18 protein-coding genes are annotated in these 19271 nt (G+C 57.1%); 10 read left to right on the forward strand and 8 right to left on the reverse strand.

Annotation, left to right across the window (positions count from 1 at the left end; all coding sequences use genetic code 11):
- Window positions 1-290: 290 nt before the first annotated feature.
- Both K1Y02_00425 and K1Y02_00430 read left to right on the forward strand, forming a co-directional pair.
- On the forward strand, window positions 291-755 hold the full coding sequence (locus K1Y02_00425; protein ID MBX7254792.1) for a PH domain-containing protein: 465 nt from the start codon (window positions 291-293) through the stop codon (window positions 753-755).
- Window positions 752-1495, forward strand: a complete 744-nt coding sequence (locus tag K1Y02_00430) for a PH domain-containing protein (GenBank protein MBX7254793.1) — start codon at window positions 752-754, stop codon at window positions 1493-1495. Before K1Y02_00425 ends, K1Y02_00430 begins: the two co-directional genes overlap by 4 nt.
- Before the next feature lie 20 nt (window positions 1496-1515).
- On the opposite strand, the gene K1Y02_00435 is transcribed toward K1Y02_00430, so the two are convergent.
- Window positions 1516-2430, reverse strand: coding sequence for a hypothetical protein (locus tag K1Y02_00435; protein MBX7254794.1), 915 nt, complete (start codon window positions 2428-2430; stop codon window positions 1516-1518).
- An 82-nt stretch (window positions 2431-2512) separates the two neighbouring features.
- Window positions 2513-2665: a hypothetical protein gene (locus K1Y02_00440; protein MBX7254795.1), complete on the reverse strand. Its 153-nt coding sequence runs from the start codon at window positions 2663-2665 to the stop codon at window positions 2513-2515.
- 1224 nt (window positions 2666-3889) lie between these two features.
- Here K1Y02_00440 and gltX point away from each other — a divergent pair.
- From gltX to K1Y02_00465, 5 genes are all read left to right on the forward strand, one after another.
- Window positions 3890-5371, forward strand: coding sequence for a glutamate--tRNA ligase (gene gltX / locus K1Y02_00445; protein MBX7254796.1), 1482 nt, complete (start codon window positions 3890-3892; stop codon window positions 5369-5371).
- Window positions 5368-6339: an ROK family protein gene (locus tag K1Y02_00450; protein ID MBX7254797.1), complete on the forward strand. Its 972-nt coding sequence runs from the start codon at window positions 5368-5370 to the stop codon at window positions 6337-6339. Before gltX ends, K1Y02_00450 begins: the two co-directional genes overlap by 4 nt.
- Window positions 6340-6423: 84 nt before the next feature.
- Complete coding sequence (gene hisH / locus K1Y02_00455) at window positions 6424-7047, forward strand: imidazole glycerol phosphate synthase subunit HisH (protein MBX7254798.1); 624 nt, start codon at window positions 6424-6426, stop codon at window positions 7045-7047.
- Window positions 7041-7820: an imidazole glycerol phosphate synthase subunit HisF gene (gene hisF, locus K1Y02_00460; GenBank protein ID MBX7254799.1), complete on the forward strand. Its 780-nt coding sequence runs from the start codon at window positions 7041-7043 to the stop codon at window positions 7818-7820. Before hisH ends, hisF begins: the two co-directional genes overlap by 7 nt.
- A 24-nt stretch (window positions 7821-7844) precedes the next feature.
- Complete coding sequence (locus K1Y02_00465) at window positions 7845-8783, forward strand: 1-phosphofructokinase family hexose kinase (GenBank protein ID MBX7254800.1); 939 nt, start codon at window positions 7845-7847, stop codon at window positions 8781-8783.
- 11 nt (window positions 8784-8794) lie between these two features.
- On the opposite strand, the gene lpxK is transcribed toward K1Y02_00465, so the two are convergent.
- Genes lpxK through K1Y02_00485 form a run of 4 tightly spaced genes read right to left on the reverse strand, consistent with a single transcriptional unit; the run spans window position 8795 to window position 14462 of the window.
- Entirely contained in the window at window positions 8795-9787 is a 993-nt protein-coding gene (gene lpxK / locus K1Y02_00470; protein ID MBX7254801.1) for a tetraacyldisaccharide 4'-kinase, read from the reverse strand.
- Window positions 9784-10986 carry a DNA-processing protein DprA gene (gene dprA / locus K1Y02_00475; GenBank protein MBX7254802.1) on the reverse strand — a complete coding sequence of 401 codons (1203 nt, stop codon included), beginning with the start codon at window positions 10984-10986 and terminating at the stop codon, window positions 9784-9786. Before dprA ends, lpxK begins: the two co-directional genes overlap by 4 nt.
- A 41-nt stretch (window positions 10987-11027) precedes the next feature.
- Window positions 11028-13394, reverse strand: coding sequence for an alpha-galactosidase (locus tag K1Y02_00480; GenBank protein MBX7254803.1), 2367 nt, complete (start codon window positions 13392-13394; stop codon window positions 11028-11030).
- A 39-nt stretch (window positions 13395-13433) separates the two neighbouring features.
- The gene (locus K1Y02_00485; protein ID MBX7254804.1) at window positions 13434-14462 is read right to left on the reverse strand and encodes a Gfo/Idh/MocA family oxidoreductase; all 1029 of its coding nucleotides are present in this window, start codon (window positions 14460-14462) and stop codon (window positions 13434-13436) included.
- Between the two features lie 329 nt (window positions 14463-14791).
- Here K1Y02_00485 and K1Y02_00490 point away from each other — a divergent pair, with 329 nt between their 5' ends.
- Window positions 14792-16342, forward strand: a complete 1551-nt coding sequence (locus K1Y02_00490) for a hypothetical protein (GenBank protein ID MBX7254805.1) — start codon at window positions 14792-14794, stop codon at window positions 16340-16342.
- 115 nt (window positions 16343-16457) lie between these two features.
- Window positions 16458-16754, forward strand: coding sequence for a Dabb family protein (locus tag K1Y02_00495; protein MBX7254806.1), 297 nt, complete (start codon window positions 16458-16460; stop codon window positions 16752-16754).
- A gap of 192 nt (window positions 16755-16946) precedes the next feature.
- On the opposite strand, the gene K1Y02_00500 is transcribed toward K1Y02_00495, so the two are convergent.
- Window positions 16947-17447: a DinB family protein gene (locus tag K1Y02_00500; GenBank protein ID MBX7254807.1), complete on the reverse strand. Its 501-nt coding sequence runs from the start codon at window positions 17445-17447 to the stop codon at window positions 16947-16949.
- A gap of 98 nt (window positions 17448-17545) precedes the next feature.
- On the opposite strand from K1Y02_00500, the gene K1Y02_00505 reads away from it, so the two are divergent.
- Complete coding sequence (locus tag K1Y02_00505; GenBank protein MBX7254808.1) at window positions 17546-18187, forward strand: exopolysaccharide biosynthesis protein; 642 nt, start codon at window positions 17546-17548, stop codon at window positions 18185-18187.
- Here K1Y02_00505 and K1Y02_00510 read toward each other — a convergent pair.
- Window positions 18184-19083, reverse strand: coding sequence for a R2-like ligand-binding oxidase (locus tag K1Y02_00510; protein MBX7254809.1), 900 nt, complete (start codon window positions 19081-19083; stop codon window positions 18184-18186). The two genes, K1Y02_00505 and K1Y02_00510, sit on opposite strands and share 4 nt — an antisense overlap.
- Window positions 19084-19271 lie beyond the last annotated feature (188 nt).

Here is a 19271-nt window from a genome sequence, read left to right on the forward strand (position 1 = left end):
CTCACAGGAACAACTTCAACCCCTAGTCCAGGAACTCAACAATCGACCTAGGAAAAAACTCAAATACCGAACCCCTTACGAAGTCTTCTCTTCAAACTCTGTTGCACTTACAATTTGAATCCAGCCTCACTAAACCGGTTTCCTGATTCTTGCGTCTTACAAAGTGTGCTACCCTAAATTAGGGGAACTGCGCTTTGGGGTGTATTGAGGAGGGAAGCCGGGTGAATTCAAGAGGGCATGATTCCGCGCCGCGATTCTATCCGCGCGGCACGCAACGGCCGGCCAGCCGATTGCTGTTCTACTACTTTCTGACCTCCTTGTTGTCGGGGCCTCTGTTCCCGATCGTGTTTCTGCCCCTTCTGTTCCGGTATGAAACGCTGAGATACACCTTTGACGAGGACGGTATCTCGGCGAGATGGGGTTTCCTATTCCGGCGTGAGATCAATCTGACATACCGGCGATTGCAGGACATCCACTTGTCGAAGAACATCGTGCAGCGCTGGTTGGGATTGGCCACGGTCCATTTGCAGACCGCCTCCGGAAGCGCGACGCCTGAACTGAGCATTGAGGGCATTATCGAAGCCGATGAACTGCGCGACTATCTCTACTCCCGGATGCGCGGCGGGAGAGATGAGACCGCGAACGATGAAGGCGACTCCAAGCCTTCGCCCGTGACCGATGATGAAGCCCTGTCGCTCCTTCATGAGATTCGCGATTTGCTGCGTAGCATGGCAGCCAACAGGGGGCGGATATGAACAGGCCGTCGCTGGTTCGACGCGGTTTGGACTCCGGAATCTGGAGTATTTTGACGGGATTGCTGCGTGTGCCTTCGGAGCCGCCAGCGCTTCCAACACGGCCAGGAGAAACACTGGAGACCTTCCATCCCGCACCCGGCTATTTGCGCTATAGCCTGCTTGGATTGCGCATTGTCTGTGCCGCCTTGCTCCTGGTAGCGAGCATTGGAAGTCTGGCGCTCGCCGCCGATGAACCCGAGGCCGGTGTGGTTGTCGGGCTGCTGGCGCTGTTCCTGATTGTGTTCATCTATTCCGTCGGCTACGTGTTCACCTACGTCGAATATTGCACGACCTGGTACGTGATGACAGGACGCAGTGTCCGGCTGCGTACCGGGGTATGGATTGTTCGCGAGACCACGATAACGTTCGAGAACGTTCAGAACGTCTCGGTCAACCAGGGGCCGTTGCAGCGCCTTTTCGGGATTGCGGATGTGCGTTTGGATACGGCGGGCGGAGGCGGCGCAACGGCAACGGCGGGCTCGCAGGGCGAGAATCCTTTCGCGGCAAACATGCACCAAGGAGTCATTCGCGGTGTAGAGAATGCGCAAGAGATTCGTGACCTCATCGTCAAGCGGATGAAGAAATCGCGTTCGGCGGGTCTGGGTGATGATCGTCACGATAAGGTGCATCGCGCTTGGTCACCGCAACACGTCGATGCCTTGCGCGAGATTCGCGAGGCGATTCGCGAACTCGCGCCATAGCCGAACTGACGGTCAATCCGCTATCGAATTCGCTCTCCCTTCCTGGGCGCATTCCAGGGTGTCGGCCAGGGGAAAGTAAACGGCGTGTCTATTCGTGCCCGAAGAATCGTAATCGCCCCTCCCTCTGCGGCGATGCGTGGTTGCGGCCCGGTGCGCATGACTGTGCCGGGCTCAACACCAGGATCTGCTTCATCCAGGTCGGCCCGCTGAACGAAGATGCTGCGGTCGCCGAGTCGAAACCGCGCGCAAGCATAGGGCTGCGCGGCGCGAATCAGGCGGTCGATCTCGCACGCCTTCCAGTGCCACTCGAAAGTCAATTGGTCATCGGACAGCCAACCCGCATACGAAACGTCAGCGTCGGACCGGGGTACTGGCTGTGCCTGGTCCAACGATTTCACTATCCCCGCAATCTTCTCTTCCGTCAGTTGGCATGCTTTGCGAATCAGGTCGAGTCCCGTATCACGATGGTCTACCGCATGGCGAAACTGCGCGAGCAGGGGTCCGGTATCGATGCCTTCATCCATACGATGGATGCTGATACCGGTCTCGGCATCGCCGGAAAGCAGCACATGTGCTGTGGGATTCGGTCCGCGATGGCGTGGAAGCAACGAAGGGTGAATGTTGATACAGCCGTTGCGAGGAGCGCGTAAGATAGCGGGCTTCAGAATGCGATCCAGACCGCACGAGACGAGCAGGTCAATATCGAGTCGCGCAAGATCGGCGGCATTGCCTTCGTCCATGCTATCGAGCCAGACGATAGGGATGCGCATCGATGAAGATGAGTGAAAAGCCTCGCAGGCACGCATACGAAGACGCCGCGCGTATCCCACCCGCCGGCCGTTCCACACCAACGCCGCAACCGTGTGAGAACGTGTCGCCAGACCCCGCATCGCCGCATCTGCTAACGGGCCTTGCCCTGCAATCGCGATTCGCATCGGGCCGGCGTGCTCTCCCTAATGAATGAAGCCATCGCGCGGCCCCGTGCGAACACGGCCGTCGATGGCTTCACGTAGTGGATTAGCTCTGCTCTGGGTTCTGATAGCCAAAGAACAGCCAGAGAATCCAATTGAGAATAGACCAAAGAAAGATCATCGTGTCTCCGGTGTTCCGGCGGATGACGGCGGCCTGGCGCGGAAAGCGGGAAACGGGAATAGCGTTGCGAGTCTTCACGTGATATACCTCCTGAAGGTTTGTGCCATGCACGGACCAATTCCACAGTGTCTGTCTTGAGTAGCCAAAGAGTTACCGAGACAATCCAATAAGACAAGCATCAACAAATACGGTCGTCTGTTCCAGGGCTTGAGAGGCGGCGGCGCTCAAGCACGTCAGGACACTATCCGGAGCAAAGCGATTCGCGGTTTAACAAGTCAACTCCTTTATACCGAGAATGACTTGAGTGATGCCCATACCCAATGACCGCAATGACTTCCGCTGGATAGTCTCGTTTCGGCTCCGGCGAATTCTTGACCAGGATCGCCACCGACTCTTGCAGCGCGCACAATGTGTCAAAAACGCGACTGAGTTGTCAACCCGCTGGACGGGAAGGCATACCATTTCCTTATATTGCACGAGGCGGTTTGACGCGTTTCCGCGTGAGGTTTCAACAACCGCGCGTGGGCAGATTGAGTGCAACGTCCGGCCACATATATGTGAGGGCCAACGTTCGAGGGGCGAATCATGCCTGCGCTACGAATCCTGAACCTGATTGCTGTGGGGCAGCCGCCCTCGGCTGTCGCTCAAGACCCTTGAATCGTCAACCTGCGGGTGTCTTCGCTACGAATCCCGAACCCGATTACTGTGGAGCAGCCGCCGCCGGCTGCCGCTCAAGACCCTTGAATCGACAACCTGCGAGGAGCTTCGCTATGAATTCCGAGCGAATAACCGCAGGAGCGCGGGTTTCAGTGGTAGAAACAAAAGCTAAGGGGACAGCTTCCTCTCTTAAGTGCCGTAGGCACGGCAGACTCCAGCCTGGGGTGAGATTCGCGTCACCGACGCGAATCGAAACCCCAGGTACCGATCCCCCTCCCAACGTGAGCCCTGTAAGAGCGAAAGCAATTTGCAGGGTCCGCTTCTCAGGAGCCCGATTGCTGTGGGGCAGCCGCCTGAGGTTGCCACTCAAGACCCTTGAATCGTCAAGTTAACATGGGTTTATACCCTTGCCCCGTCAAATTGCAGGGGGGAGGCCCCCCCGCCCAGAAGCGGGACACGGCCTGGCAAACGGCGTTACGCGGCACGTGATCGTCATGGCCCATTTCAGCATCATCCGAGTCATGGATAGTACGCATTTGCCATGTAGCACTTCGCGAAACGCTCGCGAAACGCTTGGGATGACTCTCGCGACGAGAAACGTGTATCATTACCCGATTCTGTGAACCAGGGGAAGCACTTGACACAATGAGCACTGTTCGAGTTCGTATTGCGCCTTCGCCGTCGGGGTTCTTGCACATCGGCACGGCGAAGGTCGCTTTGTTTAATTGGCTATACGCGCGCCAGACGGGCGGCACGTTCATTTTGCGTCTTGAAGACACGGACGCAGAGCGAAGCAGCGAAGAGTACGCCGAGGCCATGTGTGAGGGATTCCGTTGGCTGGGTATCGATTGGGACGAGGGTCCCGAGTTCGCCGGGCAACCGGAGAAGGGTACGTTCGGACCCTATCGTCAGTCGCTGCGCAAAGAGTTGCATCGAAAAGAGGGGATGCGCTTGCTGGAAGAAGGCAAGGCGTATAAGTGCTTCTGTTCCAAGGAAGAACTGGAAGCTGCGCGCGAAGAAGCCATGCGGGAGAAGCGTCCGCCCCGATACTCGGGTAAATGCCGCAATCTGACGGCCGAGCAGATCGCGGCCATGGGTGATAGACCATTCTCGATTCGCTTCAAAGTGGAACCCGGTGAGACGGTGATAGATGACCTCGTTCAGGGTGCCGTCCGCGTCGACAATCGGGAATTCGATGACTTCATTATCCTTCGGCCGAATGGAGAGCCCATCTTCCATCTTGCGGTCGTCGTGGACGACGGCACGATGAAGGTTACGCACGTTCTGCGCGGAGACGACCATCTCACGAACGCGGCACGGCACGTCATGTTGTTCGACGCCCTTGGATATGCGCGTCCAAAGTTTGCGCATCTGCCGATGGTCCTGGATGAGCACGGCAAGAAGTACAGCAAACGACTTCACGGGGCTAACGTGCTTGATTGGCGCGACGATGGCTATCTGCCGGAGACCCTGATCAACTATGTAGCGCTTCTTGGATGGACGCCCGCCGAAGAAGGGCGCGAACTGTTCACGCGTGAGGAGCTTGTCGAGGCGTTCGACATCGAGCGCTTGGGCAAGTCCGCCGCCAAGTTCGATCTGAAGAAACTTCAGTGGATCAACGGACAGCACATACGCCGGCTAACGCCGGACGAATTGCGCGACCGCGTGATTCCGATTATGCAGGCAGCCGGTCTTGATACTTCGGCGAAATCACCGGAGTGGCTCACGCGCATGGCCGCAATCTGCCAGGAGAAGATACCAACGCTAAACGATATCGTGGCGTACACCGATTTCTTCTTCTCCGATCCGTCGCAGTATGAAGAGAAGGCGGTCAAGAAGCAGTGGGACAAGCCGGATGCAGTGGAGCGCATGGAGTTGATTGTGCAGACAATCACCTCCGTGGAACCATGGACCGCCGAGGCAATCAAGCATACGTTTGAGGAGCTTGCGGAGAAGTCAGGGCTGGCATTGGGTCAGTATGTGCACCCGACGCGCCTTGCCCTCACGGGCAAGAGTGTGGGGCCGGGCCTGTTCGAGTTGACCGAATTACTGGGAAAGGATGCGGTGTTGGAGCGAATCGCACGCGCCGTTTCGTATATCAGGGGAAGTGTGGAGAAAAAGTCGTGAAGTCAGTAGTAGCGGGAATCGATCTCGGGGGAACGAATGTAAAGACCGCGATTGTTGCGCGGAATGGGTCCATGATTGCGAAGGACAGCCGTCCGACCAATGCGGAGCTGGGCCTTGACCATGTGATAGACACGATGGTTGCCAGCGTCGAACGTGCCCTGGAAATGGCAGAAGCCGATCCCTGCGACATGTTTGCGGTGGGGGTGGGCGCGCCGGGTCCCATGAACTGGGAAACGGGTGTGGTGTTCAGTCCCCCGAATCTTCCGGGTTGGGAGAATGTCCCGCTGGCGGATCTTATGCAAGACCGCCTGAAAGTCCCTACTTTTGTCGACAACGACGCCAATGTCGCGACGTGGGGTGAGTTTTGGTCTGGCGCGGGCCGGGAAGTAGATTCCATGTGTTGCCTGACACTCGGTACGGGCGTCGGGGGGGGCATTGTGGTGTTTGGCCGGTTGCTGCGGGGCCCTGATGGCACGGCAGCGGAAATCGGACACATGAACGTATGCCGCGAGGGACGTCAGTGCAACTGCGGAGCCAAGGGGTGCCTTGAAGCCTATGCATCCGTGACCGGGATGGGCCGAACTGCCGTCGAAGGGATCGAAGCAGGCGAGAAGACGTTATTGACGGACATGTGCAAGGGTGACCTTTCTCTCATTGACGGGAAAATGATCTATGATGCGCTTGCCAAAGGCGACAAGTTTGCCGCGTGGGTTATGCGCGAAACAGCGGTTTGGCTTGGCACCGGCATCGGTAGCCTCATCAATCTGTTGAATCCGGAAATGGTTGTGTTGTGCGGCGGTATGATTGCCGCCGGCGACATCCTGTTCGATCCCATTCGCGAGACCGCACGCGCGCAATCGTTTGACGTGCCCGGAAGCCGGGTGAAGATTGTTCCGGCTGGGTTGGGCGCGGATTCGGGCGTTATTGGCGCCGCAGGATGCGCATTACAGCGGTATGAAGAGGGATAGCTTCCGCCCCCCGTGCGCGGGCGGTCCGATACGGATAGAAAGAGAAGGCTGGCTGCATGCCGGCGCTACTTCACAGGGTTGCTCATGATTGCGATTGTCGACTACAAAGCAGGGAACTTGACGAGCGTCAAACTGGCGCTCGAGTATCTGGGCGTGCCGGGTATGATTACGCGTAAGCCCGAGGAAGTGCTTGCGGCCGATCGCGTTATTTTCCCCGGCGACGGCGCCGCGGGATCCGCGATGGAACACTTGAACGAGCTGGACCTCGCGCAGACTTTAAAGACGGTCGTTGACCGTGGTACACCGACGCTGGGTATTTGTCTTGGAACGCAAGTCATCTTTGATTTCTCGGAAGAAGACGGGGGCGTCAATTGCATGGGGATCATTCCGGGGAACGTAAAGCGGTTCCGTCCCTCCGACCCCATGTGCAAGATCCCGCAAATGGGTTGGAATACAATGCGGTTCAAGACGCCTCACCCCTTGTTTGCAGGCGTCGAAGACGAAAGCGAATTCTACTTCATTCACAGTTACTACCCAGCGCCAACGGACACGAATCACGTGGTGGGCGAGACCGAATATGCGGACGTGACGTTCGCGTCGGCGGTTGCGCGCGGAAGTCTGTTCGCGACGCAGTTTCACCCGGAACGTTCCGGCCGAATAGGAATACGCATGTTGAAGAACTTCACGGAGTGGGACGGAAAATGCTGAGTAAACGAATCGTCCCCTGTCTGGACGTCCGCAATCGGGTGGTGACCAAGGGCGTCAAGTTTCAAAACAACAAGGACATTGGCGATCCCATCGAGATGGCCGTAGCTTACAGCGACGGCGGCGCCGACGAACTGGTCTTCTATGACATCACCGCATCCGCCGAGCGGCGTCCCATCGACATCGAGATGGTACGAGAGATCGGGAAGGTCGTTCATATTCCGTTTGCCGTAGGCGGTGGAATCGAAAGTCTCGACGATATGTATCGCGTACTGCTTGCGGGGGCCGAGAAAGTCTCGGTTAACTCGCTGGCCGTGCGCAATCCCGGCATCATTGGCGAAGGTGCGCGTATCTTCGGTTCGCAGTGCATCGTGCTGGGAATGGACCCCGTCAAGGCAGACGATCCCGCCAAGTTTCCAAGTGGGTATGAAATCACGGTGCGCGGTTTTCGCGAGCGTACCGGGATTGACGCGCTGGAGTGGGCAAAGCGCGCTCAGGACCTTGGCGTTGGCGAGATCGTGGTAAATAGCGTAGATGCGGATGGCATGCGCACCGGTTTCGAATTGACTCTGACCGGATTGATTGCCAGAAGCGTGGGAATACCGGTAGTCGCATCCGGGGGAGCGGGCACGCCGCAGCACTTGATCGATGTATTCCGGCAAGCGCAAGCTGACGCCGCGATTGTGGCAAGCATGGTTCACATGGGCGACTATACCATTGCGCAGATTAAAGAGGAGTTGGATCGCGCGGGAATTCCTGTGCGTAAGAAGTGGTGAATCACTACATCGAAGGGGGCCGTATTGATTCTCACCGTCACACCGAATCCGTGCGTAGACAAGACGGTCTACGTAGACGAGATTAAGATTGGGACCTTTATGCGTTCCTCGCGCTGCACCTGCATCGCGGGAGGTAAGGGGACCAACGTATCGCGCGGTATCGCCGCCTTGGGACGGACAACGCGCGCCATGGTCATTGTCGGCGGACACAGCGGCGCGCATGTCGTCGAGATGATCGAAAAGCAAGACTGCATTGAGTGCATTCCTGCGTGGGTTGCTTCGCAGACACGCACCATCACGACGGTCCTGGAGCAGACCGTACATCGTCAGACGGCGTTCTTCGAGCCCGGATCGCGGGTTACCAACGAAGAGGCGCAGGGTATTGTCGAGACCTTTCGAAATGCCTTGCCGGGGGCAAAGGTCGTCACGTTCAGCGGAACGGTGCCGGACCCCAGTATCAAATGGCTGTATCGAGAGCTGATCCCCATCGCAAAAAAGGCTCAGGTAGTTGCCCTGCTTGATTCGCACGGTCCTGAATTTGCACTTGGGCTGGAGGCCGTGCCGTATATGGTAAAGCCGAATATCTCCGAAGCGGAGGAACTGCTCGGCTATAGCCTCGAGACCATGGATGCGAGATGGCGCGCTGTCGAAGAGTTTCACCAGCGCGGAGTCGAACTTGTCGTACTGTCACTGGGGCGAGAAGGCGCGCTGGTTTCGCGAGGCAGCGAACGCTTTCAAGTGATTCCACCACACGTGCGCGAGGTGAATCCCGTGGGCAGCGGTGACGCACTGCTATCTGCGTTTGCCATTGGCCTTATCGAGGGGATGCCGCTGAAGATGATGGCCATGCTCGGGTGCGCGGCAGGCACGGCGAACGCCATGTCGTGGGACATTGGCCACTTCTCGCGAGAAGAAGTAGAAGCGCTGTTGCCGCGAATGGAAATACGCTCCATTTCCGAATAGCGTCACATCGGTCAGCAGTCTCTGAGTTCGACTTCCAGCGCCCACACGTTACTGGGGGCGGTCCGAATGCGCGTTGCATCCTTTTCCGTGACGATAACCTTTGGATGCTCGGAGAACTTCTCCAGAGGCAGCGAGGCATGGTCCAGATTAGTGATGATCAGGTAAGGCTTCGCGCCGATGTCTTGAAGCGTTCGTAGAAACGACTCCGGGTTGCCGATTGCGCAGGCAACGGCGATGAGGTCGTCCTTCAACGTCTTCAGGCTCATGGTTTCTCCGTCGCAAACTCGACGAAGCCGAACGGGAGCATGATAGGTCTTTCGAATCGGGATGCCTGGACAAATCGATTCGATCCGGCGCAGCAAGGCATCCAGATCGCGCGCTTGATCACAGCGCGTCAGGATGAGCTGTGTGGCGCGGGCCAGGGCGGAGACTGGTTCGCGAAGTATCCCGCGCGGAACAAGGCGCTCGTTGCCAAATGGATTTGAGGCGTCGATCAGCGCGATGTTCTCGTCTCGCTCCAACTGCACGTATTGAAATCCGTCGTCGAGAATAAGCGTGTCGCAGCCGTGTTCATCGATGAGCTTACGTGCTGCGGCAACACGGTCAGCCGAGCGTGCCACAAATGCATCCGGGACCTTGCTCGCAATCAACGCGGGCTCGTCGCCGATGACATCGCTCATGTGCGCAGCCTCTTCGCCGCGCGCAATTACTATCGACGCGACCTTGCGCGTGTGCCCATGTCCGCGGGTGAGTATTCCGACGACACGTCCTTCGGCCACTTCCTTGCTTGCGCGCTCGATCACGGCGGGTGTCTTTCCCGTTCCCCCTGCCGTGATGTTTCCGAAACTGATGACACGAGCGTTGACGCGTTCACGCGGTTTGCGGTGGCGCAACCACATCCCGACACGTTGGATTGGAGTGGCCGCTGTGAGAATCGCAGCGAGGGGTGCGGGTATGGGCTCGCCAGTTCGAATCTTGCGGATGAGCGGATCGACGGGGTTCATTGGGGTGCAAAACGCTTGCCGCTGAACTGGCGCACGAGGCCTTTCAACTCCAGGAGCGTGAGTGTGCTCAGGGCATCGGAAATGGAGATGCGGCATGCCGCAGAAATCTCATCGACATGCGTGCCAGTGGGAGACAGGGCTTTCAAGACCATCCGTTCGAGTCCCGCGGGCTGCGACGGTTTTTCCGGAGTGGGCGCCGGCGGGCGTTGCGGGGGGGGAGGGGCCGGCTCGAAGGCTGCTTGCGGCGCAGGCGTCTCGGTTCTGGGCGTTGTGGACGTGGTCGCGCGACTCGCTGCTGGCCGAGGAAGTTCTGTCCGAACGTCTGCGGGAAGGTTCAGCTCAACAAGGATATCCTCAACCGTCTCCACGAGTTTTGCGCCTTCGCGAATCAGAAGGTGCGGGCCCTGGCTATTGAGTACACCCACTTGGCCGGGAACGGCGAACACTTCGCGGCCTTGTTCCGCCGCTTGCCGCGCCGTAATAAGCGCCCCGCTCGAAAGTGGAGCTTCGATAACGAGCGTCCCCATCGTCATGCCGCTGATGATGCGATTGCGATAGGGGAAATGTCCGGCTGAAGGTTTCATTCCCATGGGAAACTGAGAGATAACGCAACCGTGCTTCGTGATGTCCTGCATGAGGTCGGCGTTTTGCGGCGGATATGCGATGTCGACGCCGCAACCAAGAACGGCAACCGTGCGCCCACCCGCGTCGATGGCGCCTTGATGTGCCGCTGCATCCACCCCCAATGCCAGACCGCTAACCACAGTGACATTCCGCGCGGCCATTTCACGCCCGAACTTCTCCGCCATACGTAGACCGTAGGGCGTGGCGCGCCGCGTTCCAACGAGCGCTACGCAATTCTGGTCTTCATCGCGCAACTCGCCGCGCACGAAGAGCACGAGTGGCGGGTCGTAGATTTCAGCCAAACGAAGGGGATAGCGCGGGTCTTCCATCGTCAGCAGGGTGACACCGTACTTTGCCATGGCGCGTTCTTGGGCATCGACATCTACAACGTCGCTGTATTGCGTGATGCGTTGGGCAAGCTTTTCACCGACGACGTCTTGAAGGGCATGTTTGGGCGCGCGCAACACGGCTGCGGGAGTCCGAAACCGCGCCAGCAAGCGAATGAACAACGTGGTGCCCACTCCGGGCACCAGCGTCAGCGTCAACCATTCGCGTTGTTCCTGCGTCAGCGCCATACCTGGACTATATCACTCCCACCATATCGGGATCGATTTGTTCAGAACCTCAAGCGCCAGTCTACGGGTCCATCGGAGTCGCAATGCAGGTCGATGCGAAGCACATTCTGCTCCATCTGAGTTGTCGCATTGCCCGTTGAAACAGAAATAGTCTCCGCCTTGTATGGATCCGGAATGAGGATGCGAATCGTATAGTCTGTGTTGGCCACGCCCTCAAACACGCCATGGAGCGTCCTGGCGGCCGAATTCCACTCAAGTGACTTGAAATCGGTAGCTCCCTGCGAGAAGTGGCGATTCGTCGAAAGGAACATGGGGCGGTTCTCGTACGGACGCAACGCCAGCAGGCGCACGCCGCCGGGCGGGATGTTCACTTCGAGTTGCTTCTGGCCAATGCCGTAGTACTTGTCCTCCCAGAAACCGTAAACGGTGAAGTATCCCTCCGGGTCGAGTCCGAGTTTCGCAAATGAAACGGGAACCGTCTTGGCAGCGGATTCGTCCCAATTAAACAGCGCGAGAATCGACCAGTTGCCCACCGCGCTACGGACAGGCAAGTGCCATATTTGAGGATTGTCGGCCTCGAACAAATCGATGGGGCGTGCACGGCCCACCGTCGGCAGCAGTTTCTGGAGGACTGCAACTTCGTCTGGCGCAAGTCCAGAGAAGCGATCTCCAATAAGCACCGTTCCCCCGGTCATGACTTGGCCCGTCAGCCACGCGAGCGTCTGATCGCGAGTGAGTTTTGGTTTGTCGGCAACGTCCCACCGCGCGCGTGTGGCGTCATGGCCGAAGTAGGCGCAATCGACGTCAGGCGACCAGAGCGACGGCGTGAAGTAGTAGCGGCGCGCCGCTGTTGTCATCGTCTCGACACAGCCCCACGGCCACTTCTCGGGATCCTTTCGCCAAATGGGGGCGCAGTCATTGCCGAGCCGCATGCCGTCGGCGATGGTGCCTGTTACGGCGAGAGGAGCGAAGCTCATGATGAACTTGTCTTCTCCCATGCCCTCGCGCAAGGCCTGCATGCCTTTACGAAATACCTCGACACGTGTCAGCGACGTGTCGTGGTACTTTTCGGCAAGCAGCAAGTGGTAAACATAGTCGGCTTCCATAAGCGCGTCGAAGCCCCACTCATTGCTTATTCGTGCGGCAACTTGGCGGACGTAGTCCAAAGCGCCCGGGGCAGTGACGTCGAGGATGCGGTCATCCTCATTGACGACCTCGCGGCCTTGCGCATTGGGTGCTGCGAGCCAGTCGGGGTGCTCTTTCGCCAGATTGGAGTTCACATTGACCGTGAAGGGAGCAATCCAAATGCCTGCGGTCATGCCGCGCGCGTGAATGGCATCGGTAATGGATCTCAGGCCGTTCGGAAAGCGTTCCGGATTGACTTCCCAGTCGCCCTTGGCGTTCTGCCATCCGTCATCGATTGCAAAGTGTGTCCAGCCATAGCGCTTGAGGTTCTTGTCGATGAAATCGAGATTCTCGTACACCCGGGCTTCGTTGATGTCAGAGCGGTATTCCGTGTTCCAGGAGTCCCAGCCGTGAGGGGAAAACGGGCGCTTTCCGGACACGTTGTTAACGGCGGCCATATGGCGGGAAAAGCGTTCCAACCCTTCAAAGGGGTCGCGTTCCGCGATGCTAAGGTACAGTACTTCGGATACCAATCGTTCGCCAGGTTGCAGTTCCACAGGGGGATCGTAGACACATTCAGCCGAGAACTCTTTGAAGAATTCGCCGAATGTCTCGTCTGTCGTGGGATTATCGAAGCGGATACGCGTATAGGCGCGATCGTTGGTCAAGAACCCGGCCACGAGCGAACGCCGATTCTGCGTATTCAGTGCTAAGAGATTCCACATACTTGAGGCGGCGCCACGCGTCATTGCTGGGGGGGATTCGTCGCCGGGGAAATTGCGTCCATTTTCGAGAACCTGGCATTCGGAGGTGCCAGCCCCCAGAGAGAATCCGCCATTGCGCTTGTCACCGGTACACCAAGGCATCAATGCTTTTACGCGTACAGGTTTCTTGCCCGTGTTGGTGAAGGCAACTTGTACGGTAAGGTAGGGTTCGGTGGGGTACGTATTATGGAGCCACTCGCACGACTTGAACGTCATGCCGATTCCCTGGCCCTTGCCCAGCTTGTCGCTGACTTCCCGGCGGCTCGTTGCCTTGCCGAGAACGGGCAGCGGCTTGGGCTTCTCCTCGCCATCGAGCCACACCATGGGATACACATTGGTGAAGACGGGCTCGCCGCTGGTCAAATCGATATTGACTTGGCCACTCTTCTGAACGATAGAGACGTAGGAGCTTGCAGAGGTACTCCGGTATTCCTTGTGGGCGCGCGCGGGGAATAGCGTCTGCGCTTGGAGAGATACCGCAACCAAGGCGAAGCTTAAAAGAGAGACCGCGATTCTCACGACAAATCCCCCTGGATGTTTGGGTAACGGCTCGAGCCGTTACTTTATTGTGATCTTCTTTCCGGACCTGCTGGATTCATAGGCGGCCAACGCGACCTGCATGGCTGCACGTCCCGCAGCGCCGTCCATGGTGAGTTTTTCCTTGCCTGTGACCACGTCCATCCAGCGGGAGATTTCGACATCCCAGCCGCCGGTGGTGGGCTTTGGGTCTAGGGTCTTCCATTCGGTGACGCTATCGCGGCCGGCCGACGCCTTGCCTCCGCAGAGCTGCAGCCCCCGGTTGTAGTCGCAAATCAAGGTCCCTTCCGTGCCATAAATCTCGAATCCCGAGAATCCGGGTTTGCTGGTCCATCCGACTTCGATGTAGCCGAGCGCGCCACTTTTGAATTCAAGCATCAGGAGGGCGTTGTCGTCGACTTCGATTTTCTTGATCAGCGTCGCGGCCTTCGCATAAACCGAAGTGGCAGGGCCGAACATCCACAGGCACAGGTCGATGGCGTGAATACCCATGTCGAGCATCACTCCGCCTGCCGCCATGGCAGCTTTGTAGAACCAAGTGCCCTTGGCCCAACCGGGGTAGGGACCGCTGTGCGCAAACCGCACGCGCATCATGAAGGGTTTGCCGAGCGCTTTCTTGGTAAGCATCTGCTTGCACAGCATCGGCCCCGTGTACATTCGGTTGGTAAACCCAATCATGAGTTTCCGACGTTGTGCCTTCGCGACGGCAATCATCTTGTCGCATTCTTTTAAAGTCATTGCCATGGGCTTTTCGCACAGGACATGGCAACCGGCTTTCAGGGCGTCCATACTTGCCGACGCGTGGAATCGATTGGGCGAGCAGACACTCACAACATCGAGGTCTTCTTTGGCGAGCATTTCCGCGTGCGTTGCGTATCCCTTTGCCTTCGGGAACAGCTTCAGAACCTCGGCGTGACGGTCGACCGCGGGGTCGGCGAACGCAACAAAATCGACGCGTTTGTCTTTGGCATATCCCGGCATGTGGCAAGCTTGCGCAATCGCTCCCGCGCCAATCACACCGGCCCGAAGCGTCTTGGTCTTGGATTTCATGGTACTACCTCCGAAAAGTAAGTGAAACAAAAGTGTATCGATGAGAGAGGACTGCGATCAACCGCACAACGCTTCCCTGCCGCGATGATTCACTGGGTAAGACTTTCGATGCAGAATGGCATTCGGAGTGCCAGAGACGGTGTAGAGGGGTTTGATGAATCAAGCGGCTTCGAGTAATTGCATTCATGATGGCGTGCATCCGATTCAGGGCCAGCGTGGCATAGGGCAAGTGCATTCCGTGGGTTCCCAGAGAAATGTGCTATGTTTGGCAGAAGTACTTCGGTTACGATAGCACCTTAGCGTGTAGTGCAGGAGATAAATTGCGGGCAATGAAGATAAGTTGTGGCAAGCGTTACCATCTCATGACTCTCCTGTTTGGGGTAGTGCTCTTGATCGTCTATGCGCTGACGTGCTACGGCGGGTTGCGGTCGCCGGACAGCGAAATCGTCTTCAGAACTGCGGAGTCGTTGGTCACCAGGCATCAGTGGGACGTTCCCAATCCCGTGGAAAGTTGGCCCGAGTTTGGCCTAGCCACGGGGATTGACGGAAAGAAGTACAGTGTGTTTGGTCCGCTGCAATCAATCCTGGCTGCTCCGCTCGTTGCGTTTGGGAAAGCCATTAATCCCACGCCTTGGTACGCAGAGCTGACCTTTACTGTCCCGCCCAGCCATCTTCTGGACTATGGTTTCGATCGCGCTCTAAAAGGTATGCCCATCTCTCATCTTGATGGCCATGCATTGCGTTTCGTTACCGGGTTCTTCAATTCATTTGTGAGCGCGGCGAGCGCAATCATGATCTGGTGGATTGCAGTTGCGTTGTGGAATTGTGTGCGAACCGCTGCGACCCTTACGTTCATGTATGCGCTGGGGACTTTGGCCTGGCCCTATTCGGGGACTTTCTTTAGTGAACCCTTGGCAACGTTCTTCGCCTTGTCTTCGCTCTATTTCTTAATCCGGTGGCATCATACGCAGGACAGGTGGGCACTGGCATTGTGTGCGGGATTTAGTCTTGGCCTGTCGACTGCAACGCATATTACATCAATCCTTTTTGTGCCATTCTTCGCCGCTGCCTTTCTGCAGTGGCCGCTTAAGATCCGTGTTAGAGATTTCGTGCCTATTTCGGCGTTCCTTGCGGGTTTATGCGTAGTGTTGGCTCTGCTGGGTTGGTACAACTATGCACGATTTGGAAACCCGTTGGAGACAGGGCGGTCCGTCGATCCGGTGCTTGCGGAGAAACTGCACTATGGGCATTGGATTGCGCCAACGAATCTGCCTCAACTGCTTGTAGGACCCGCGAAGGGACTGCTTTTATTCTGTCCATTGATCGCCGTGGCCATTGTGTTTTGGCCGGCGTTTTTTCGCACGCACCGTCGGATTGCGATTGCTATCTTGGCCGCGTCTCTTATCCGGATTGTGTTTATTGCGTCCAGAAGCGATTGGCATGGCGGATTTTGTCTTGGACCAAGGTATCTTGTTGCGATTATACCTATGCTATTGCTTCCGCTTGGCTCCGGCTTGCATCGAGCGTTTTCCACGGAGCGATTGGCGTGGATTCGATGTGCGCTCGCGGCGGGATTCCTGGCAGCAGTCCAGCAGGCGTATTTTGTTTCCACGGAGATATTCGGATACCTCTATCTGACTCGGTTGCAGACGGCCATAGAGAATTTTCGATTTGGCACGGTGCACGATTCTTGGCGTCACTCACCGCTATTCAGGCAGTTGAATGGGCCGACCGGACCGTGGCTTGCCAATGCTCTGGAACTCCGGCCACTCGCAACTTGGATGTGCCTGCTCATTGTGCTGGTATGCCTTGTTTCACTTTTGTATGGATTTGTCCGCCTGCCACGTCCATTACCAAGAGACAATGCCGAGGGGACGTAACAAGCTGGTGAAGACCGGTCGACGATTCATTTAGGTCTTATGCGAATTGCCAAGTGCGCCACGACTCTCCTATGCTTGCTTTTCAGTGTCACTTATAAGGGAAAGAGATCTACGCATGTTTGTTCATTCCGTTTACTTTTGGCTCAAGAACTCACTGTCGGACGAAGAGGTTCGTACGTTTCGCGAGGGCCTTCATTCGCTTGAAGGCATAGAAGTGAGTCGTGCGACTTACGTTGGGGTTCCCGCGAACACAGACCGGCCTGTTATCGATCGTTCCTATTCGTTCGCGCTCACCGTTCTATTCGACGACTTAGCCGGACATGACGCCTACCAGGTTCATCCAGTGCACAAGGCGTTCGTGCAGACGTACGCAGGCTATTGGGACCGAGTGGTGATATACGACGCCGAGTAGTCCCGCTATCCCGGATTTTTCACGAACACGGGACTTCTCTCGTCGCCAGTGCGTTTGCGGGACTTACAGCGAAAGGCTAGGCACTTCGCCACAGACATAGTGTGTTCGCGAGAAATCCTCATGGCATACACTCAACGTCCTGCACGTGAGCAATTTGCGTTGGCGCTCAATCGCGCCGGCGCAAATTGCGGACTATAGGTGCGAGAGCAGTCCAATTTGGCCGCGGTGGTACGAATCGTGACTCGCCATAATGGCCAGAGTGCGTCCGTTCGAGGAGAAGAACGACCGAAGGCCTTCCGGCATTTCGCCCTTTAGCGGTAGTTCAAGATCGCTGTCATTTAGTTCGGCGAGGTTTTCGAGGGCGCAGTCCATAATCTGTTTGTATAGCCCGAGCACCTCTTCCCACGCTGGATAGTCGCTGGCTTGGTTCGTGATTGGTGAGCCTCCGGCAAAATCGGGGGCGAACTTGCGGCTGAATCCTCTTGGGACCAGGCTATTTTTGCCCAACATCCATTGAATGACCACCGTGTTGATCGTGTTGGTAAGGTGTCCGATGAGCCACATTGGATGGGCTTTCCCTTCCCGTAACTGAACCAGCCGCAGTTCGGGCTTGACGTCTTCCGCGACGCGTACCGTTTCGGTGCGGCAGAAGGCGAGTTGACTTCGGTAGATCTCGATCTTTGGGTTGTCCATTGCCGTATCTCCTTGCGTTTCTTTCAGCCGGGACTGTTGTTTGCGGGCTTCCGATCGGTCATAATCCGCCGCCCGCTTCAAGAAAGGTATTGCCGAAATTGCGTGTACGTGTAAGCACTCTCTCCAGCGATCTACAGACCCTCGTTGAAAAGACCAATGGCCGTGAACTTCTGCTTGGGGATATCTTGGACATGTTTCCGCAGAGAGGGCATGCCTTGCTGATCGTGCTTTTGAGTTTTCCGCTGACGTTGCCCATCAGCATTCCGTTCATTGCGGGTCCTTTTGGATTAGTGCTTGCCTTTGTCGGGCTGTACCTGTTTTTGGGCCGGACACCCTGGCTTCCTCGCGCCTTGCGCGAGAAGCCCGTTTCTCACCGCTTGATTGAACACAGCGCCACGCGCCTGTTGGGGCTGTTCCGCCTTATCGAGCATCTGCTGCGACCTAGATTTCCTGCGCTTAGCACGGGTGGTGTCGCCGTGCGGTGCCATGCCGTCTACGTTTCCATGCTGGCGTTGCTGCTCGCGTTACCAGTGCCCTTGCCAGTGCCGTTCAGCAACACGGTCGTAGCCATCCCTATCTTCCTATGCGGCCTGGGGCTGCTGGAAGAAGACGGCGTGATCGTCGTTCTTGGCTATTTAGCCGTGATTCCTTGCGTCGTCTATTACGGAGCCGTTGTCTGGCTTGGGCAGGAGGGCGTTACGCGCCTCCTGGCATATCTGCATTTGGTTGCTTCGAACTAAGCGTCGTCTTCATCGATGGCCGCGTGCGTCACGAGACACACCTCGTCCATGGTCATGCCGCGTGCCCGATTGATGCGATCGAGACGTTTTTGGAACTGGCGCATGGCGTATTCGTTGAATACCTCGCGTCCGATGCCGAATGGCGGTTCCTTGTAGTGGACGTACGTTTCTTCAATCATAGCAAGCGTGAGGCCCAGAAGCTCGTTCATGGTCTCCTCGACGACGTCCCACAAGTCTGGATCCTCAGCCATCAAGCGGGAAATCAAGTAGATGCCATACGCGATATGGCGTGATTCGTCTTGTTTGAGCAGGGTAACCGCCCGGCGCGTGCCCGGCATTACTTGAAGGCGATCCAGTGACAAGAAGTAAGCGTGATACCCCGTTTCAGCAATGATTCCTTCGACGACGAGGTTGTAAGTTGTCGACGCGCGGGTTAATGCGGCCGGGGAAGGGTCCTCCCGCAAGCGGTTGAGGGCCGACGGCAATGCCTCGTAGAACAGCGCCCGATAGTTGGGGCCATGGAAACGGCTGAGATCCCCTGCCTCGGGGGCGACCTCCGATACCCAGCGGTTGAAGAAGTCGGTGTGTTTTGCCTCTTCAAACAGGAAGGTTGTGAGGAACAGTTCTTCCTCGAGACGGCCCTCCTTCGCGATCACATCGATGAGCGGGAGCAAGTCGAGCGTCACGGCCTCTTCTCCAGCCTGAAAGAGCGAGGTGAGCAACAGCATGGCGTGTTGTTGAATCCCGGTGAGGCGGTGCCAGTCCTTTGCGTCTTGAGTGAGGTCGATATCCGACGGATTCCAGATTCCGAGGCGCTTGGCCTTTTCGAATAACACCATAGGCGGAGATTCGCGTCTCAAGGTACGGCTTGTTGAAACAAAAGACGTGTGTGACATCCGGTTCTACTCCTTCACGTATGTACCAAGACAGCCATTCTGCGGCGCAGACCATACGCCGGATTGGGCATTATGCACATGACAGTCCCCAAACTCTACGTGCGCTGGTGAGGGACGCAGGTGCTACCAATAGACCTTGCGGGAAGCGAATTGGTTTTTGGCAGAGGAATCCAGGTTGTTGGGGGGCC

It is taken from the genome of Candidatus Hydrogenedentota bacterium (assembly GCA_019695095.1).
Classification (GTDB): domain Bacteria; phylum Hydrogenedentota; class Hydrogenedentia; order Hydrogenedentales; family SLHB01; genus JAIBAQ01.